Origin of the sequence: Croceitalea dokdonensis DOKDO 023 (genome assembly GCF_001306415.1) — a bacterium.
GTDB lineage: Bacteria > Bacteroidota > Bacteroidia > Flavobacteriales > Flavobacteriaceae > Croceitalea > Croceitalea dokdonensis.
Genome location: NZ_LDJX01000012.1, coordinates 1 through 16,620, shown reverse-complemented (window position 1 = coordinate 16,620; position 16,620 = coordinate 1). Strand labels below are relative to the sequence as shown.

Annotated in this window: 13 protein-coding genes; 6 read left to right on the top strand and 7 right to left on the bottom strand. The window is 44.0% G+C overall.

Annotation, left to right across the window (positions count from 1 at the left end; all coding sequences use genetic code 11):
• Window positions 1-54: 54 nt before the first annotated feature.
• On the bottom strand, window positions 55-993 hold the full coding sequence (locus I595_RS16685; protein WP_054560593.1) for a LysR substrate-binding domain-containing protein: 939 nt from the start codon (window positions 991-993) through the stop codon (window positions 55-57).
• A 277-nt stretch (window positions 994-1,270) separates the two neighbouring features.
• Window positions 1,271-1,684: a DUF2141 domain-containing protein gene (locus I595_RS16680; protein WP_054560592.1), complete on the bottom strand. Its 414-nt coding sequence runs from the start codon at window positions 1,682-1,684 to the stop codon at window positions 1,271-1,273.
• A 143-nt stretch (window positions 1,685-1,827) separates the two neighbouring features.
• Between I595_RS16680 and I595_RS16675 the strand changes: the two genes are divergently transcribed.
• Window positions 1,828-3,048, top strand: coding sequence for a hypothetical protein (locus I595_RS16675; protein ID WP_054560591.1), 1,221 nt, complete (start codon window positions 1,828-1,830; stop codon window positions 3,046-3,048).
• Window positions 3,049-3,105: 57 nt separating this feature from the next.
• Here I595_RS16675 and I595_RS16670 read toward each other — a convergent pair whose 3' ends face one another.
• From I595_RS16670 to I595_RS16645, 5 genes are all read right to left on the bottom strand, one after another.
• On the bottom strand, window positions 3,106-3,582 hold the full coding sequence (locus I595_RS16670) for a DoxX family protein (protein WP_054560590.1): 477 nt from the start codon (window positions 3,580-3,582) through the stop codon (window positions 3,106-3,108).
• 297 nt (window positions 3,583-3,879) lie between these two features.
• A complete protein-coding gene (locus I595_RS16665; RefSeq protein ID WP_316934171.1) occupies window positions 3,880-4,368 on the bottom strand; it encodes an FMN-binding negative transcriptional regulator in 489 nt (162 codons plus the stop codon).
• 1 nt (window position 4,369) lies between these two features.
• Complete coding sequence (locus tag I595_RS16660) at window positions 4,370-5,089, bottom strand: DUF6090 family protein (protein ID WP_054560589.1); 720 nt, start codon at window positions 5,087-5,089, stop codon at window positions 4,370-4,372.
• Window positions 5,090-5,586: 497 nt separating this feature from the next.
• On the bottom strand, window positions 5,587-6,279 hold the full coding sequence (locus I595_RS16650; protein WP_054560587.1) for a Type 1 glutamine amidotransferase-like domain-containing protein: 693 nt from the start codon (window positions 6,277-6,279) through the stop codon (window positions 5,587-5,589).
• Window positions 6,280-6,666: 387 nt separating this feature from the next.
• A complete protein-coding gene (locus tag I595_RS16645) occupies window positions 6,667-7,917 on the bottom strand; it encodes a DEAD/DEAH box helicase (RefSeq protein ID WP_054560586.1) in 1,251 nt (416 codons plus the stop codon).
• Between the two features lie 401 nt (window positions 7,918-8,318).
• Here I595_RS16645 and I595_RS16640 point away from each other — a divergent pair, with 401 nt between their 5' ends.
• From I595_RS16640 to I595_RS16620, 5 genes are all read left to right on the top strand, one after another.
• Window positions 8,319-10,478: a TonB-dependent receptor gene (locus I595_RS16640; protein ID WP_054560585.1), complete on the top strand. Its 2,160-nt coding sequence runs from the start codon at window positions 8,319-8,321 to the stop codon at window positions 10,476-10,478.
• A gap of 106 nt (window positions 10,479-10,584) precedes the next feature.
• Window positions 10,585-13,158, top strand: a complete 2,574-nt coding sequence (locus I595_RS16635) for a C-type lectin domain-containing protein (RefSeq protein WP_054560584.1) — start codon at window positions 10,585-10,587, stop codon at window positions 13,156-13,158.
• 219 nt (window positions 13,159-13,377) lie between these two features.
• A complete protein-coding gene (locus I595_RS16630; protein ID WP_054560610.1) occupies window positions 13,378-14,007 on the top strand; it encodes a hypothetical protein in 630 nt (209 codons plus the stop codon).
• Window positions 14,008-14,048: 41 nt separating this feature from the next.
• Window positions 14,049-15,389 carry a 2TM domain-containing protein gene (locus tag I595_RS16625; protein WP_245628314.1) on the top strand — a complete coding sequence of 447 codons (1,341 nt, stop codon included), beginning with the start codon at window positions 14,049-14,051 and terminating at the stop codon, window positions 15,387-15,389.
• A gap of 76 nt (window positions 15,390-15,465) precedes the next feature.
• Complete coding sequence (locus I595_RS16620; protein ID WP_157449794.1) at window positions 15,466-15,672, top strand: hypothetical protein; 207 nt, start codon at window positions 15,466-15,468, stop codon at window positions 15,670-15,672.
• Window positions 15,673-16,620: the final 948 nt, after the last annotated feature.

Genomic DNA, 16,620 nt, shown 5'->3' with positions numbered 1-16,620 from the left:
TTTTCGCATTTTTCCGTCTGTTGGATTCAGGCCAGTGTTATTTTTTAATTGAAATTATTTGCTTAGGGGACTGATGATTTCAACATCTTGAAAAGCAATTGCCCCACGCACCACAGCGGAGATTACATCCTTTAAGGCTTCCGAAATTTGAATTTTAAGTTCACTCTTGTGATAGATGAGACTGATTTCCCTAGCGGGCGAAGGTTTTTTAAAGTGCTTGAGGTTTTTTCGCTTTTTTTCATCAAGCTCCAACGTATTGAGATAGGGCAGTAAGGTCATGCCCATGCCTTCATCGGATAGGTTGACCAAGGTCTCAAAACTGCCACTTTCTATCTTAAACTGCTCTTTATCACCGTTTTTTGGTGATTTGCAAAGATTCACCACACCATCCCTAAAACAATGCCCATCTTGAAGCAGTAAGATATCTGAAATATCCAAATCTGTACCGGTAATTTCTTTCTGATCGGCCAGCCTGTGGTTGGCTGGTACATAACCAACAAAGGGTTCGTAATACAGCGGCCTTTCCCTTATAAATTCAATTTCCAAGGGTGTTGCTGCAATGGCGGCATCCAAATGGCCATCCTGTAGGTTTTTGATAAGGCTGTTGGTGCCCTGTTCTTTAATGATCAGGTTTACCTTGGGATATTTTTTTATGAAGGTGGGCAAGAACATGGGTAATAAAGTAGGCATAACCGTGGGAATGATGCCTAAGGTAAAATCACCGCCAATAAAGCCTTTGTCCTGGTCCACGATGTCTTTTATCCGGCCAGCCTCAGCCACAATATTTTTAGCTTGGGCCACAATCTTCTTTCCCACCTCGGTGATGGCTATGGGCTTTTTTCCCCTATCAAAAATAAGCACGTCCAGTTCGTCTTCCAGTTTTTGGACCTGCATGCTCAAGGTAGGTTGGGTCACAAAGCTCTTCTGGGCGGCCAGTGTAAAATTCTGATATTCGGCAACGGCCAACACATATTGTAGTTGGGTAATGGTCATGTCATATAATTTAATTTAAAAATAGAAATTCCATTAGATAATACTATCCTAAAATTCGGAATAATTGGAAATGCTTATAAAGTAAGTTACTTCTGGAGTTCCTGGCCTATGGGGTGCACGGGGGATGCAAGAGCAGTTAGCAGCGTTTCTACGGTACCCGTAGCAGAGCGCGGACATAAAAAAACGGTCCATGGTTGAAAGCCAAGGACCGTTTTTTTAGTAAGGTCGAAGATTTAAGATAAGCCAGATAACTCTTTACGCTTTTCCGTACCCCTTATTAGAACCGTATAACTAAGTCCACATCTTCTTTGCCTACTTCAAACTGTGCATCCGCAAAACTCGGTGGGCCCATGGTCATCTCGTTACCGCTCATTCCGTAATTTTCCTTCGGCATACCATTAGGCTCAAAATCCATGCGCTGGTTGTCGTTTTCATCATGTAATGCCATAACGGCGTAGCTTCCGGGTGCCACATTTTCAAAAGTAAAGGTTACGCTTCCCGCTGTTGCAGCCTCTTTTAAATTCATAACCCCAGAGCCCTTCATAAAGGTTTCATTGGTGTGGAGGCTTACTAAAAGCGTGCCCTTGTCATTTAAAACATTTTCTAGGGTAACGGTAACGTTTACCGTGTCTTGGGCATTGGCTGCAATGGCAATTAAGAAAATACTAAGGATACCTACTAATTTTTTCATGATATAAATTGTTTTAGTGTTATTGATGCCTCAAAGATGCAACAGGGGTCAGGACCAAGGAAAAGAGGCTTACCCACTTGTTGTTTTTTTTGACTGAATTGTAAAATGGAATCATTTTTGGTACCTTTTGTAAAACCAAGGTCATGAATATAAGTCGTTTAGGCATAAAGTTGTCTTTGCTAATTTTGTTTTCCATGGCCAGTGCTTTAAACGCCCAACTGTCTTACGTGCCGCAAGATAACCTTAGAGATGCCATTAGAATAGCCCAATGGACCGAGTTAAAACCGCAAACTCCCAAGAAACAACGTTTTTTAACTGGTTTGGTGTTTGGGTCTAACCAATGTTTTCAAATTTTTGAGGATGCAGCCCGTAGAGCTGGGCATCAACCCTATGAATTGCCTACCATTGCCGCTTTCTATCAAGTGGTACTTAAGGAAACCATTACTGGAGATGCTATGTCAAATAAAGAAGTAGAACACATATACCAAACTACTTCTAAACAATTTCAAAATCAGAAACCAGACATAACAATGGCCCATACCAATTTGCAGCGCGTTTACGACAGTTTGATAATTCAAGCCATTTGGGTGGCCACTGTCTTTGAGCTTTCCAAAAAACGTAGTGTTGAAATCCAAGAGACCGCACAGGGGTTATTGAACGCATTTTCATTGGAAAAACTGATTGGTCTAAGCGAGGAAAAGTCAGCAAATACCACCTTGGTTGTATCCCAACCTAAAGAATCTGCCCCAATCCAAGCCAAAGCGGTGATCAATACAAAGACTCCTCTTGGCCTTACGGACGTAATCATGAGAACAGTGACCAATTATGGGTTAAATGGGGTGTATATAAAGAACGAGGTTAGTGTTTTATTCGCAGACGGAACTATATTTAGCAACCCCAATGAACCTTTGGATGCTTTGGACGCGGTGATATCCAAACGTCAAAACCCAAAAAAATGGGGAAAATGGCAGAAAATCGGATCTGTACTTCGGGTAACCAAACCTTGGAAAAACAAATCTTACGATTGGAAAAAGTGGTTTAGGGTGCGTCCGGCAGAAAAGGGGCAAAAAATAGTGGGTCATTTTAACAGTTTAGATGGTTTTGGCGGCAGTACCGTAATCAACGCAGCTATGGTGGCTTTTGATTCACAAGGCCGGTTTGCATGGAAAACCGTTAAGGGGGGCAATACGAGCTGGAAGCCTATCTACTCCAAAAGCGCTAGTGCAGGCACCTATGAAATTGATGAATACAAAATCACTTTAACTTATAACAATGGGGTGCGGGAGTCCTTCTTTTTTGGGTTTTATCCTATGGATGATGAACATTTTGTGATTGGCTCCAGTCATTTTACACCAAAAAAGTAACGAAGGTTCCATAGGTATCTCCTCAAGTTTCCTAGTCCGTTATGCTTGGGTTTTGTTCTAGCCTTTTCTAGTGAGCAAATAATCCACACCATACCTGCCACAACCAAAATAAAGAGCGGATATAGCAACGGAAATAAAGAATAAGGGATAGGTAAAGTTAAACCCGATGGTTTCTTGGTTCAACATAAAAACCACCATGACGAGTAAAATGGCCAAAGCTACAATACGCGTGGCAAAACCCAGGATAAGGGATATGCCTCCAAAAACTTTGGTGATTCCGGAGAAGAGGGCAAAGCCATAGGCAAAGGTTGGGATTGGGGCATGAAATTGATGTATCAGATCCAAGAAGTAGGGTGCAACTTCAAACCAACCCAAACCAGCGTCCCTGGGAGACCAAGGAACCCCAAATTGACGGCTCCCAAAATGGAACGCCAATAGTCCGCCCATAGCTACTTGTGGTACTTTAATAAAACAATTAAGCAACCAATAATTGGTGTAAAAAGGGAGGAACAGTTGGCTCAATCTAAACCGCATAGCCTGACAAAGTAGTTATAAAGTGTATATGTCCTCACTTTTGTTTAACAGTTGGATTTAATTTATAACTGGTCTAAATCTGATGTTTGTTCCCTTTTCTTGATATAAGTGGTGCGAGAGAGTTTACGAACTAAATAGCTTGCAATGAGGGAATTAAACAATTCTAATTAAAAAATGTTATGGAATCTGTTTTTCCATTTCCTTGGCCAAGCTTTTGTGGGCACCATCCTTTTGGTTCAATCCATTAATTATGGCACTGTGGTCCTCTGGTCTTGTCTGGCTAAGCTTATAAGCGGCCTAGATATCTGTTATGGTTATTTTAAAGCCAACGACACCTCTTACCTGCCTTAGGGTTTTTGGGGAAAAATCATCCAAGGATACAGGATGCTTGGACCCCTTTTCATGGTTGTCCACGAGTTTTTGCATGGATTGCAACACCTCTTCCTCGGAAAGTATCTCAATTTCCCCGTAGACATGAACGGCAATATAGTTCCATGTGGGCACTTCTTCTTGCTTATACCAAGATGAGGAAATATAGCCGTGGGCGCCGTTAAAAATGCATAGGACCTCTGGTTGGGCAGCAAATTCCGTCCATTGCGGATTAGCTTTTGAGATATGGCCCACCAAGATATCTTTATCAGCGCTATCCACATCAAGCTCCAATGGAATATGGGTTGCCCATGGCTTTCCATTGACTTGACTGACAAGGATACCAAAACCGTTATCTTGTATAAACTGCCTTACCTCCTTTACATTTTCATTCTTATAATATTGCGGGATATACATCTTACCTTAGTTGTGCGGTTATCAAAGAGTCTACAAGTTGCTGCTGTGCTATGGTTTCCTCAAAAGTCCCAAATAATTCCGTTTCCAAATTTTCTAGAATCAAAATGTTATTTCTGAATTTCAAGGATTTCAACGGTGTTAGCTCTTTAATCTCAAGAGTACTAAAGTCCACAATGGGTTCAATCTGTGTAAGGATATGATCAAATTTATATTCAAAGGCTTTGTTAGATAATTCCTCCAATGCTTTTTGGAACATATCCAGTTTAAGGAGTTCTACGGTCAGTCTGGAGTCGTCCTTGGGGTTCTCCCTAATATATTTTTGAAGGTAGTTGTTGGAAAAATAGTAGACCGAAGACCTTAAAGTACCCCCCAAATAATTTTTTAGTTGCTTTTGGTTTTCTTCCAAGTTTTCCTCCCCTAAAAACACATGAAAGTCTTGGAGCATCACATCCAAGGTATCCCTATAACTGATATCACCCGTTAAATCCGTGAGATGTAACAGATTTTCTTCCTTAAGTTGTTCTATGGTGGCATTCCGGTTATTACGTTGTTTATTTTCTTCGCTCCAATTATTGATATAGAGTGCTATTAAGATACCAACAACCACAAGAGCTATCTCTCCAATGGCATATTTCAGGTATTTCCCAAAAGTACCTTTACCTCCAGTGGTCGGATTTTGAGTAATTAGTCTTTGTCTTGTTTTTTTGAAAAAATGTACCATTGATGTTGGATTGGTCGCAAGGAGTACGTTTTTATCGGTCCGTGGGACCCAATTAAACGCCTCCAGTTGTAAACCCGAGCTAACAGCTGTAAAGATAACGAGTTTTTATGGCGAGAAAACAGGCCTAGTGGTAACGGAACATGTTCATAGCATTAGCCATTTTATCCAATTATTTTACCAACAGCCATAATCCAGTCCAATATCTTGGATTATGGGCTATACCATTAATGGAGCTTATACAAACGTCCATGGCGAAAGTAGGAACTGTGAATGGATAAAATGAGCTATACAAAAACGCCATGGGAGTCAACCTCCCAAGCTAATCGATGGGTGTAGGGACTAAATTTAGGTTTTGCGTACAATTGACCATCCGCCAATCAGAAAAATTGTGGAATGAACATTGGCGCATGTGTATGCATGGATTCCCAGTATTTCAAAATTTGGGCCTAGTCCTAGGCCATTCCGATAAAAATAGAAAACCTACGTACTGTGTGTTCTCACCTTAAGATTACAGACGGGATTTTTTCTTCTTTGACCACATCACCGTCTGCATAAACATGGTAAGCGTTATTTTCACTATTGAGGGATATGGATTGCTGCACTTTACCATCCACAAAATGAATGGCAGCCTGGTCGTCACAGGCATATCCATCCGTGAGGGCTCCGGTTAGAATGTTATGATGGTACAATGGCCTTCTAGTGGTCTCAGAATTATAATGTGGACAATGGCTTTGGTCTAAAAGCCCCAAGCCATTGACAATACTTAATTCTGCCGGCCTGGAGTCCGTGGTGCCGCCATTGAACCAGCATAAAGAGCCTGCGCTGCCCCCTGCCATGACACAACCACGCTGATAAGCCTCCTTTAAAAGCACATCGATACCCTGCGCTTTCCAAATGGCCAACATATTTAACGTATTTCCCCCACCAACGACAACAGCGTCCATTTTGGAAATAATTTCTTGGAACGTTTGCTTTTGGTCGTAAGAATTGATCCAAACCGTTAACACATGGGGTAGTACCGGTAATTGCTTGCAGACCTCATAAAAAGAAATGATATACTCTTTATCATCCCCACTGGCCGTGGGAACAAAACAAATGTTTGGATTTTTCTTTCCTGTCATTTTGGCCACATACCGCAGAAAGGGCAAACGATGCCTACCACTTCCATAGGCTAAAACTTGTTTTTTCATGTGGTAAAATTACAAATAAGCACCATATGCTTTTTAGGATTAAAAACCCTTCGCCCATGCAAACAGGTAAGGTTGTGTAGCATTAAGCACCTTACCATCACCTCTTAAAATTCTTGAACTAAAAGTTGGATACCTCATGAAGCCAAAATCATGTTCTAAACATGCCCAAGGATGAGAATGGTTGGCAGGGGTATTTATTGACCTTTCATAGGAGTGAGGAAATCAGAGACCAGGGATAGGTGCAAAAAAACGCTGAGCTATGGATACTAAACCATGAACGAAGAACACAGAAATAGACCAGGGAACCTTCAACCATGAACAACCATGGGTATCCATTACAAATGAACATCTTATTTTGGTATCCTTTGTTTAGGTTGGGAATTGGGGTTAATTTCTATTGCTGTTTCTGTTTCTGTTTCTGTTCCGGTTGCGATTCCTGTTTTGGTGGTTTTGGTTGCCACCGCCTTTTGGTTTAGAGGCTACCGTTGCACTTTCTGGAGGGACATCATCCATAAAAGGGTGGTCCGGTAATCTGGGAACGGACTGTTTTATCAATTTTTCGATATCCCTTAAATAGGTGCGTTCTTCCACATCACAAAAAGAAATGGCAATGCCACTGGCACTGGCCCGGCCTGTTCTTCCAATGCGGTGCACATAGGTTTCCGGGATATTGGGCAAGTCGTAGTTCACCACTAGGGAAAGTTCTTCCACATCTATTCCCCTTGCGGCGATATCCGTTGCCACCAGAACCTTTAACTTTCCTTCTTTAAAGGCACCCAAGGCCTTTTGGCGGGCCGCCTGCGATTTATTGCCGTGGATCGCCGCAGCTGTAATGCCAGCTTGATCCAATTTTTTGACAATTTTATTTGCACCATGCTTTGTGCGCGAAAAAACAAGAACGGAATCCTGAGCACGATTCCCCAGCATATGCACCAACAGCTTTGGCTTGTTGCTTTTTGCAACAAAATACACCCCTTGCTCTACTTTTTCAGCGGTGGCCTGTTGTGGTTTTATGGTCACCTGCTCAAAATCGCCCAGTATTTTTTGGGACAGCTCCACAATGGTTTTTGGCATGGTGGCAGAAAAGAAAAGGGATTGTCTTTGGGGTGGTAACTTTGCTATAATTTTTTTGATGTCATGGATAAATCCCATGTCCAACATCTGGTCTGCTTCATCCAACACGGCATATTCTATATCGCGGAGCGAAATAAAACCTTGGTTCATTAAATCCAACAAACGGCCAGGTGTTGCAATTAAGATATCTACACCATTACGAAGCACGTTAACCTGTTTTCCCTGTTTCACCCCACCAAAGATGACCGTGGTCTTAAGTTGGGTAAACTTGGCGTAGGCCGCAAAGCTTTCACCAATTTGTATGGCCAACTCCCTTGTTGGGGTAACCACCAATGCCTTTATTTTTCGTTTGCCCTGTTGTGGCCCTGCTTGGTGCAGCTGATGTAAAATAGGAACCCCAAAAGCACAGGTTTTTCCAGTTCCTGTCTGGGCCACGCCAAGTAAATCCTTACCGCCCAGTAAAATGGGGATGGCCTGTTCTTGGATTGGTGTGGGCTGGGTATAGCCTTCTTTCTGTAAGGCTTTTAGGATAGGTTCGGCTAGGCCGAGTTCATTAAATGTCATAGGAATACTCGATGGTCGAGATTTTAAGCCTGATTCAAAATCAGGCAGATTTCTCTGGGACTTTCCCAGTTTTAGAGCGGCGAAGGTACTTTAATTTATCCAACTCACTGCCATGGTAGCCATCTAACCAAATTTTTGGGTGGCCAACAGGCCGATTTTTAATTACATGCTGCCTGCCTAACGTTCACCCGTAAGCTTAGGACGTAAAAAGTTGTCCATAGGTTAGAAGCTGAGCTAAACAACACTGCAGCCTTACTAAAAGTGTTAGCTACAATCCGGTCTTAAAAAATGACAGTTCGGAATTTCTTTTTTATCCGTGTGGTAATGGCACTGGATATTTGCCCTATCAAAATAACCGTCAGCAGCACATAAATAGGCGCTAGAATAGAGAATCATCAATCATGAAAAGACTTTTTACCTTACTTTTTTTAAGTATGCTGGGAACGGGATTGGCCCAGACCACCATTAATGGCATGGTATCGGATACAAAGGGCAACCCCATTCCCGGGGCCAATGTTTATTTGGAAGGCACTTATGATGGGGGTTCCACCAATGAAGGTGGCGCGTTTGCATTCGTGACCACGGAAACGGGGGAGCAAACCTTGGTAATATCGATGATAGGGTACGAGTCCCATATGGAGATTGGTGATGTGTCCTATTTAAAAAATTTGCAAATTAAACTCGTGGAGGCTATCAACCAACTTAATGGCGTTACCTTATCTGCCGGCACGTTTGAGGCTGGTGATAACTCTAAGGTTTCTGTTTTAAAACCTTTGGATATTGTAACTACAGCTGGTGCTGCGGGTGACTTTGTGGCTGCCCTACAGACCCTGCCTGGCACCACTACGGTAAACGAGGACGGGCGTTTGTTCGTTAGGGGCGGGGCGGCCGGTGAGACCCAAGTATTTGTGGATGGCCTAAGGGTTTTTCAACCTTTTAACGCTACGGCGAACAACATTCCCACCCGCGGACGTTTTTCCCCTTTTCTATTTAAGGGGATTACGTTTAGCACCGGAGGCTATTCCGCAGAATATGGCCAGGCCCTTTCCAGTGTCTTATTGCTGAATTCTGTTGATGTCCCCGATCAAGAAAAAACAGAGATCAATGTCATGTCTGTTGGCGGTGGGCTAGGGCATACGGAAATTTGGGGAGACCAATCCTTAAGTTTTAATACCCAGTACATTAACCTGGCTCCTTATGAAGCCTTAATTCCCTCTACCCAAGGTATTCGCTGGAACAGCCCTTTTGAATCTATTTCTGGAGAAACAGTATTTAGGAGCAAAGGCGAAAAAAGCATGTTAAAATTGTATGCCAACTTTAACCATTCCAATCTGGATATCGACCAAGAGAATATTAATTTTGATGACTTTGTTCGCTTTCAATTAACAAATAATAACCTGTATTTTAACACGTCTTACAAGTACTTTTTTGAAAACGAATGGACCTTGAGCACGGGAACCAGTATTTCTTGGGATACCAATGATATCAACGTTTTTGATACCGCCATTGAAGCCCAGGAGGCGGCGGCGCACGTAAAACTAAAGCTTAAAAAGTCCTTTAGCAATAGATGGGATATCAACTTTGGGGCAGAATTGTTTCAAACGGATTATGAAGAAACGGTACTGACCCCAGACCAAATGGAGTTCCAAAATGGTTTTGATGACCAACTGTTTGCAGGATTTTTGGAGAGTGATATTTTTTTTAGCAACCACCTTGCAATGAAAGTAGGTGCACGGATAGAAAACGCCTCCGTCATTGGTGATTTTACGGTCTCGCCTAGGGTTTCATTGGCCTATAAGACCAGTGAGAAGGGTCAGTTTTCATTGGCCTACGGCGACTTTTACCAAAACCCATTAAACGAAATACTCAGATATGACCAGGGTTTAATTTCCGAAAAAACATCGCACTACATTTTTAATTACCAATATCAGAACAACGGCAAGACCTTTAGGGCAGAGGCGTATTACAAGGATTACGATCACTTGGTGAAATTCAATACGGAATTACCGGAATTTAACTCCCAGTTTACCAATGCAGGTTTTGGGTATGCCACGGGATTGGATGTGTTCTGGCGCGATAACAAAAGCATAAAAAATCTGGATTATTGGCTATCCTACTCCTACTTGGACACTGCGCGTGATTTTAGGAATTTTAGGGAAAGTGCCACTCCAAATTTTGCCCCTGCCCATAACTTTTCATTGGTCACCAAATATTGGGTGGATTCCTTAAAATCCCAAGTAGGGCTATCTTACCAGTATGCATCAGGAAGGCCCTATGATAACCCAAACACTCCCGAGTTTTTAGCCGAAAAGACCAAACCCTTTAACAATCTTAGCTTGAATTGGGCGTACCTGATAGACCAGCAAAAGATTTTATATTTCTCCGTGAACAATGTGTTGGGGTTCAATAATATCAATAATTACCAATATGCCAATACCCCTAACGCTAACGGAATTTTTGAAAGGCAAACCATAAGGCCCCCGGCGGATAGCTTCTTTTTTGTTGGGTTTTTCTGGACCATAAGTACGGATGGCAGGAGCAATCAGTTAGACAATTTGTAATAATATCGAAGCGTTTTTTGTCTGTAGTATTGGTTTCACTAGGGATTTTGGCCAGTTCACAACAAATAGTTACGCGGGTGCGTTGGCCTCCGTAATTTCGTAAGTGATGGATGGTATTGCTTTGAAAGGTAAGCTCGTTTTTGGAATTTTGGTTCTTGCCTTACTGGGGTGTACATCGCCCTTTTGGGCACAAACCACCTATGGCGATGATTTTAGCATAGCAAGTTATTCCAATAATTCTGGCACCGGTAACTTTTTGGGTCCGTGGACGGAAACGTCGGACGGAAACAATCCCGCAACCGGCGGTCGTATTCGGGTCAATGCTAATCAACTTCGCTTTAGGAACCTCAGGAACAATAGAACCATTACTAGAAACCTGGACCTATCTCCCTACCAAAGTGTCACGCTAAGTCTAGATTATAACAGAACTGGAGGCAACGAATCCTTGGCGGTACAATTGTTTGATGGAACCACCTACAGCACTGTGGCGGTCTTGGACGGGACAGGTTCCGTATCTTATGCACTCAACCAAAACCAGATAAGTGCCACAGCAGGCATCCGCATCCGTTCCAATAGCGGTGATTGGGACAACAATACAGAAACTATCTTTGTGGACAATATCCTGTTTACGGCACAATTACCCGATCAGCCCCCAGTACTTACGGGTTCTGGGGATCAGATATACTGCCCCGGTGGTAGCGTTCCAGTAGTGGAGTCCATAAGTATTACAGATCCGGATGATACCATAGGAAATGCGGTTTATATTCAAATATCCAGCGGTTATGTGAATGGGGAAGATGTTTTGACCTTAACGGGAAGCCATCCCAATATTACCCCATCTTGGAACCCCACTGAAGGCGAGCTCACCCTTATGGGACCGGCATCCTATGTAGCGTTTGAAGCTGCGGTCTTGGCCACTGTTTTTTCCAGTAGTTCGGGAAACCCATCCGGGACAAAACAATTTTCGATAACGGTAGGAGAACCTAATTTTCTGCCGGAAACACAGCATTATTACGAGTTTGTACCAGACCCGGGCATTTCCTGGACAGATGCACGGGATGCAGCCGCTACGAGGACCTATTTGGGTTTACAGGGGTATTTGGTTACGCTTACCTCACAGGAAGAAGCGGATTTTGCAGGCCAGCAGGCCAGCGGATTTGGTTGGATAGGAGCAACGGATGAACTTGTGGAAGGAGAGTGGCGGTGGGCCACAGGCCCGGAAGCTGGCACCTTGTTTTGGACCGGACTCGCCAATGGCACGGAAATCACCTATGCCAATTGGAATGGGGGAGAACCTAATAACGTAGGGAGCAATGGCGAGGACTATGCCCATATTGCCGCCGCATCCGTGATTAGGGGAGGCGCACCCATTGGGGCATGGAACGATTTGCCCAATGGTGGGGGAGGTGGAGCCTACGCATCACAGGGCTATGTAGTGGAATATGGGGGAATGCCCGGAGATCCGGTATTGAACATTTCCTTGACTACCTCGATCACGGTAGATTCAGAACCACCAACCTGGGTCACTACGGCAGGGGCTTTGGACCAAAATTATCAATGTAATGGTGATGTCCCTACGTTGACATCCTGTTCTAGCCTAAACACCACTTTTTTTAACCAACAACAATTTTCATGGGGCTTTGGTCTTCAAAACAGTACAGCTGCCGTTGTAACTAATTGGGAAGTGCGGATAACCAATGCCAATTATCAGCTAGACCCCTTACAACTTACGAACCAAGCGGCATTTAATTACAGTGAAGTTGATAATGGTAATGGCACGTTTGACCTAATATTGACCGGTACCGGTCCAATTCCGGGATTTGGGGGCATTCCCGGCGGAAACATCCAATGGTCAGGTGTTAACTTTGGATTTACCCCCACATCTGATGGAATCAGCGTCTTTTGTGGTGCCACTCCATTTTCACCTCCGGTGGCCACGGACAACTGTGGCAATGTGACCGTGGTACAGGTCAGCGATGTGGTGACCAATGACAATGGCCCCAATGATTACGTTAGGGTCGTTGGGTACGAGGCCGTAGATGATGTAGGCAATACCTCTTCCATATTTACGAGGACCATTACCGTGCGGGATACCACGGCACCCACGGCGTCCAACCTTGCTGGGGCAACTGTTTTCTGCGCAAGTGACATCCCTGCGCCAGATATTCTTGTGGTGAATGATGAGGCAGATAATTGTAGCCCGGCACCAACTGTCTCCTTTGTTGGGGACATATCGGACGGTGGAGCCAACCCTGAAATTATTACAAGAACCTATGCCGTAAGCGATGCCGCCGGAAACAGCATACAAGTCACCCAGACGTTTACCGTGAACGCTTTTGAAATTACCCAACAACCCATAAATTTTTCGGCCACGGCTGGTGGTAGTGCTACCTTTATGGTGGGCGCCTCAAATGCGGACACCTATCAATGGCAGCTAAGTACCAATGGTGGGGTGTCATTTATAAATCTTTCGGATACCGCCGCCTATTCTGGGACACAATCACCAACCCTAAGCCTAAATGCGCCTATTTCTTCCGCAATGCAAGGATACCAATATCGGGTTTTGGTGTCTAACAGCAATGCAGCTTGTCCGGCTATCCTATCCAATAGTGCCGCACTTTCCGTTGGAGCAGCCACCGTGATCACCAACAGGCGAATCACCTTTAGGGTACAGCAATAAAATTGGGCGTTCACTAGTTCACGGAGATGTTAAGCAGTGACTCTGGAAGTGGCCCTGCCCTTTTGCCTTGCATCTATGATGAATTTTCTATTTTAGCGTTGTAAGATTGTACTAGGGATATGTACGATCCATCCTCTAAATACAACAATTGGGTACCTCCTTTTTTTTATCCATGGTAGGCTGATGCATTTTTGTGCCTGTAAAAATAAAAGAGCCATCATGAAAAATACAGTACTCATTTTAGTTGCCATTTTTAGTTTGGGGTTATATGCACAAAGCGATTATGAAAAAGGGATGCAAAAAGCTTTTCAACTTTGGGAGGCAGAAAAAACCGTTTACGCCTCCAATTTGTTTGAAAGGATTGCAGCGGCGGAAGATGATAATTGGCTGCCGTATTACTACGTGGCCCAGGTGAACACCTTTGCCAGTTTTGGTGAGAAGGATGGAAAAACACTGTCCAACCAACTGGAAAAAGCAAAAATGTTCTTGGATATTGCCAAACGCCTTTCCCCCAATAATCCAGAACTGCTCATTCAGGAAGCTATGATCAATACCGCTTGGATTGCCTTTGATGGGGCCACTTATGGCATGACACTATCACCAAAAAATGCAAAACTCTATACCAAGGCCCTGCAATTGGCCCCGGATAATCCACGTGTAATCCTATCTAAGGCCGAGTGGGATATGGGGTCGGCCAGGTATTTTGGAAAAGACATTAGCCCTTATTGTAAAGATGTGAAAAGAGCTTTGGAACTTTTTGCTACCTTTAAATCGGACATTGCTTTTTATCCCAGTTGGGGCAAGGAAAGGGCAGAGGAAGTGCTTGCCAGTTGCGGTGATAACGAATAAGGGGCATCTTTGGCCTAGGGCATTCCAAAAAACTACAGCTTTTGAAAGAGAAAAAAACATATACAAAGTTTGGCAATGTTTTAAAAATAAGCATCTACGTCATGCTTGGCCTAACATTGATCAATGTACTGGCAAATCTGGGCAATGAGGTGGATTGGCTGGATCAGTTAAAAGGGGCTGTGGTCACTTTTGTGTATGCATTTATCATCACGGCCGTCAACGCTTACTACAATTCCTTTTTGACCAACCGCTATAGTTGGGAGACCCATACCCAACTTCGTTTATGGTTGGGTGCCGTGGGATCCGTAGTGTTAACGGTACTGTCTTTTGGTCTTGCCCGGGTATTTGTGGAAATGGGTATTTATGGCCAGAGCTTTGGCCAGTTTCTAGCTACGGAAGACATAGAAACCTACATTTTTACCTTGATTATTGCCATTGGGGTGTCTGCCATTATCCACGCGTTTTATTTCTACAAGGCACTACAGGAAACCAAGGTAAAAGAGCAGAAAATCATTGCAGGCACGGCATCGGCAAGGTTTGACGCTTTAAAGAACCAGTTAGATCCCCATTTTTTGTTCAATAGCTTAAATGTATTGACCAGTCTTATTGAAGAAGACCCGCATCAGGCCCAAAAATTCACCACCTCACTCTCCAAGGTCTATCGCTATGTGTTGGAACAAAAAAACAAAGATTTGGTCACGGTGGACGAAGAACTCAATTTTGCCCGTACCTATGTGCGCCTGCTAAAAATGCGTTTTGAGGAAAGCATTGTTTTTGATATTCCAGAAAAAGCTACCGATGCTGAAGCCAAGATTGTTCCCCTATCCCTGCAATTGCTTTTGGAGAACTGTGTAAAACACAATGTGGTCACCGCTGCCCGGCCACTTCAGATCAAAGTGATTGAAAAAGAAGGGAACCTTGTGGTACAAAACAACCTGCAAGAAAAACAGGTGGTAAAAAAGAGCAGTGGCGTAGGCTTGCAAAACATCAAACAACGGTATGGGATTTTAACGGATAGGACCGTACAAATCAATAAAACCACCTCAGATTTTAGTGTGGCCTTGCCCATGTTGTCCAAGCAGGTCTCCGTTATGGAAACCCAAGAGGAACACATTGAGGAAAAGCGCTATTTAAAGGCAAAGGAACGGGTAGAGGCACTCAAAGGGTTCTATGGTAATTTGGGGGCGTATGTGTTGATTATCCCTTTTTTATGGTGGTTAAACCTTAGGACCACCAGTTTTTTATGGGCTATTTTCCCAACACTGGGCTGGGGATTTGGTTTGGTGGCCCACGGACTGGAAGCTTATGGTTATAACCCCTTATGGGGCAAACGCTGGGAAGAAAAGAAAATCCAGGAATTAATGGATAAGGAGGATTTTTAAGGATTTCCTCAGTTGATGGCTGGAGGCTTTAAGCGCAGTTTTACTTTGTTTTGAAGTTTTTTAAAGCGCTACGGTCTTGGTTGTTCATTATGTTTTGTTGGCCATTATTGATTTCATGGTAGCAGAACAAGGGAATATTTACTATCGTAGGCATGAAAAGGGTTTCTCCACCACCACCAAGTCCAGCGCACTGTTGCAATTTAAGGTAAAAAACCTGTCCCCAAAGAACTCATTGGCCGTTGCGGCAATACGGTGGGGCACCATCTGCCAAAAGCTATCATAAAAGCGGCCAAAACCCGCATTTAAGGAATGTACATGACTTTTTTACCTTATCTTTAGTTTAAGCTATTGTGCCGCGGGTTAAGAACAGGCCAGCACCTTGGGAGTGATGGGGGCACGGACGGCTGCCTCAGGTAGCGTGGCACGGTGGCCAACTCCTATCCCTTCACCAGCAGTCCTCTTCTACAATTTTGTACTATCGATTTCTTAGGTGCCGGTTGAAACCAAGTTTTAAGCTCCATTCCCTTTGTATTGTTATGGCCTAGCTGATGAACCAACAGTATACATAAGGCTTTACGTAGGCCATCCGTTCAATGAGATTCCCGTTGCCCCAAACATCGTCCGGTTGTTCCAAAGTCTTTTTTATCTTAGTGTACAGCTATACGTGATGCTCACGCCGTTTCTTGTTGTCCTTGCTTTGTCGGTCAAATTTTTTGTGTTCCGCCCTTAGGTCGTGTGAATTGCTTAGGGTTGTCCAAATCCCAATTTAGGGGTTGCGGTAACATGGGACACAGCCAGCCGAGAAGAAGACCCCGTTCAGCAAGGCCCGGCGCACCGGCTCGCCCCTCACTGCAAAACGTCCACTGGACCGTTTGCGGTCGTTCGGTCGTGTGAATTGCTTAGGGTTGTCCAAATCCCAATTTAAGATTACGGTGATTAGGGGACACAGCCAGCCGAGAAGAAGACCCCGTTCAGCAAAGCCCGGCGCACCGGCTCGCACCTCACTGCAAAACGTCCACGGGACCTTTTGCGGTCGTTCGGTCGTGTGAATTGCTTGGGGTTGTCCAAATCCCAATTTAGGGGTTGCGGTAACATGGGACACAGCCAGCCGAGAAGAAGACCCCGTTCAGCAAAGCCCAGCGCACCGGCTCGCCCCTCACTGCAAAACGTCCACTGGACCTTTTGCGGTCGTTCGGTCGTGTGAATTGCTTGGGGTTGTCCAAATCCCAAT

Coding starts and splice junctions, on each gene's coding strand:
- I595_RS16640 (WP_054560585.1), top strand. CDS start 8,319: ATGAAAAGACTTTTTACCTTACTTTTTTTAAGTATGCTGGGAACGGGA.
- I595_RS16670 (WP_054560590.1), bottom strand. CDS start 3,582: ATGCGGTTTAGATTGAGCCAACTGTTCCTCCCTTTTTACACCAATTAT.
- I595_RS16665 (WP_316934171.1), bottom strand. CDS start 4,368: ATGTATATCCCGCAATATTATAAGAATGAAAATGTAAAGGAGGTAAGG.
- I595_RS16635 (WP_054560584.1), top strand. CDS start 10,585: ATGGATGGTATTGCTTTGAAAGGTAAGCTCGTTTTTGGAATTTTGGTT.
- I595_RS16680 (WP_054560592.1), bottom strand. CDS start 1,684: ATGAAAAAATTAGTAGGTATCCTTAGTATTTTCTTAATTGCCATTGCA.
- I595_RS16685 (WP_054560593.1), bottom strand. CDS start 993: ATGACCATTACCCAACTACAATATGTGTTGGCCGTTGCCGAATATCAG.
- I595_RS16675 (WP_054560591.1), top strand. CDS start 1,828: ATGAATATAAGTCGTTTAGGCATAAAGTTGTCTTTGCTAATTTTGTTT.
- I595_RS16645 (WP_054560586.1), bottom strand. CDS start 7,917: ATGACATTTAATGAACTCGGCCTAGCCGAACCTATCCTAAAAGCCTTA.
- I595_RS16630 (WP_054560610.1), top strand. CDS start 13,378: ATGAAAAATACAGTACTCATTTTAGTTGCCATTTTTAGTTTGGGGTTA.
- I595_RS16650 (WP_054560587.1), bottom strand. CDS start 6,279: ATGAAAAAACAAGTTTTAGCCTATGGAAGTGGTAGGCATCGTTTGCCC.
- I595_RS16660 (WP_054560589.1), bottom strand. CDS start 5,089: ATGGTACATTTTTTCAAAAAAACAAGACAAAGACTAATTACTCAAAAT.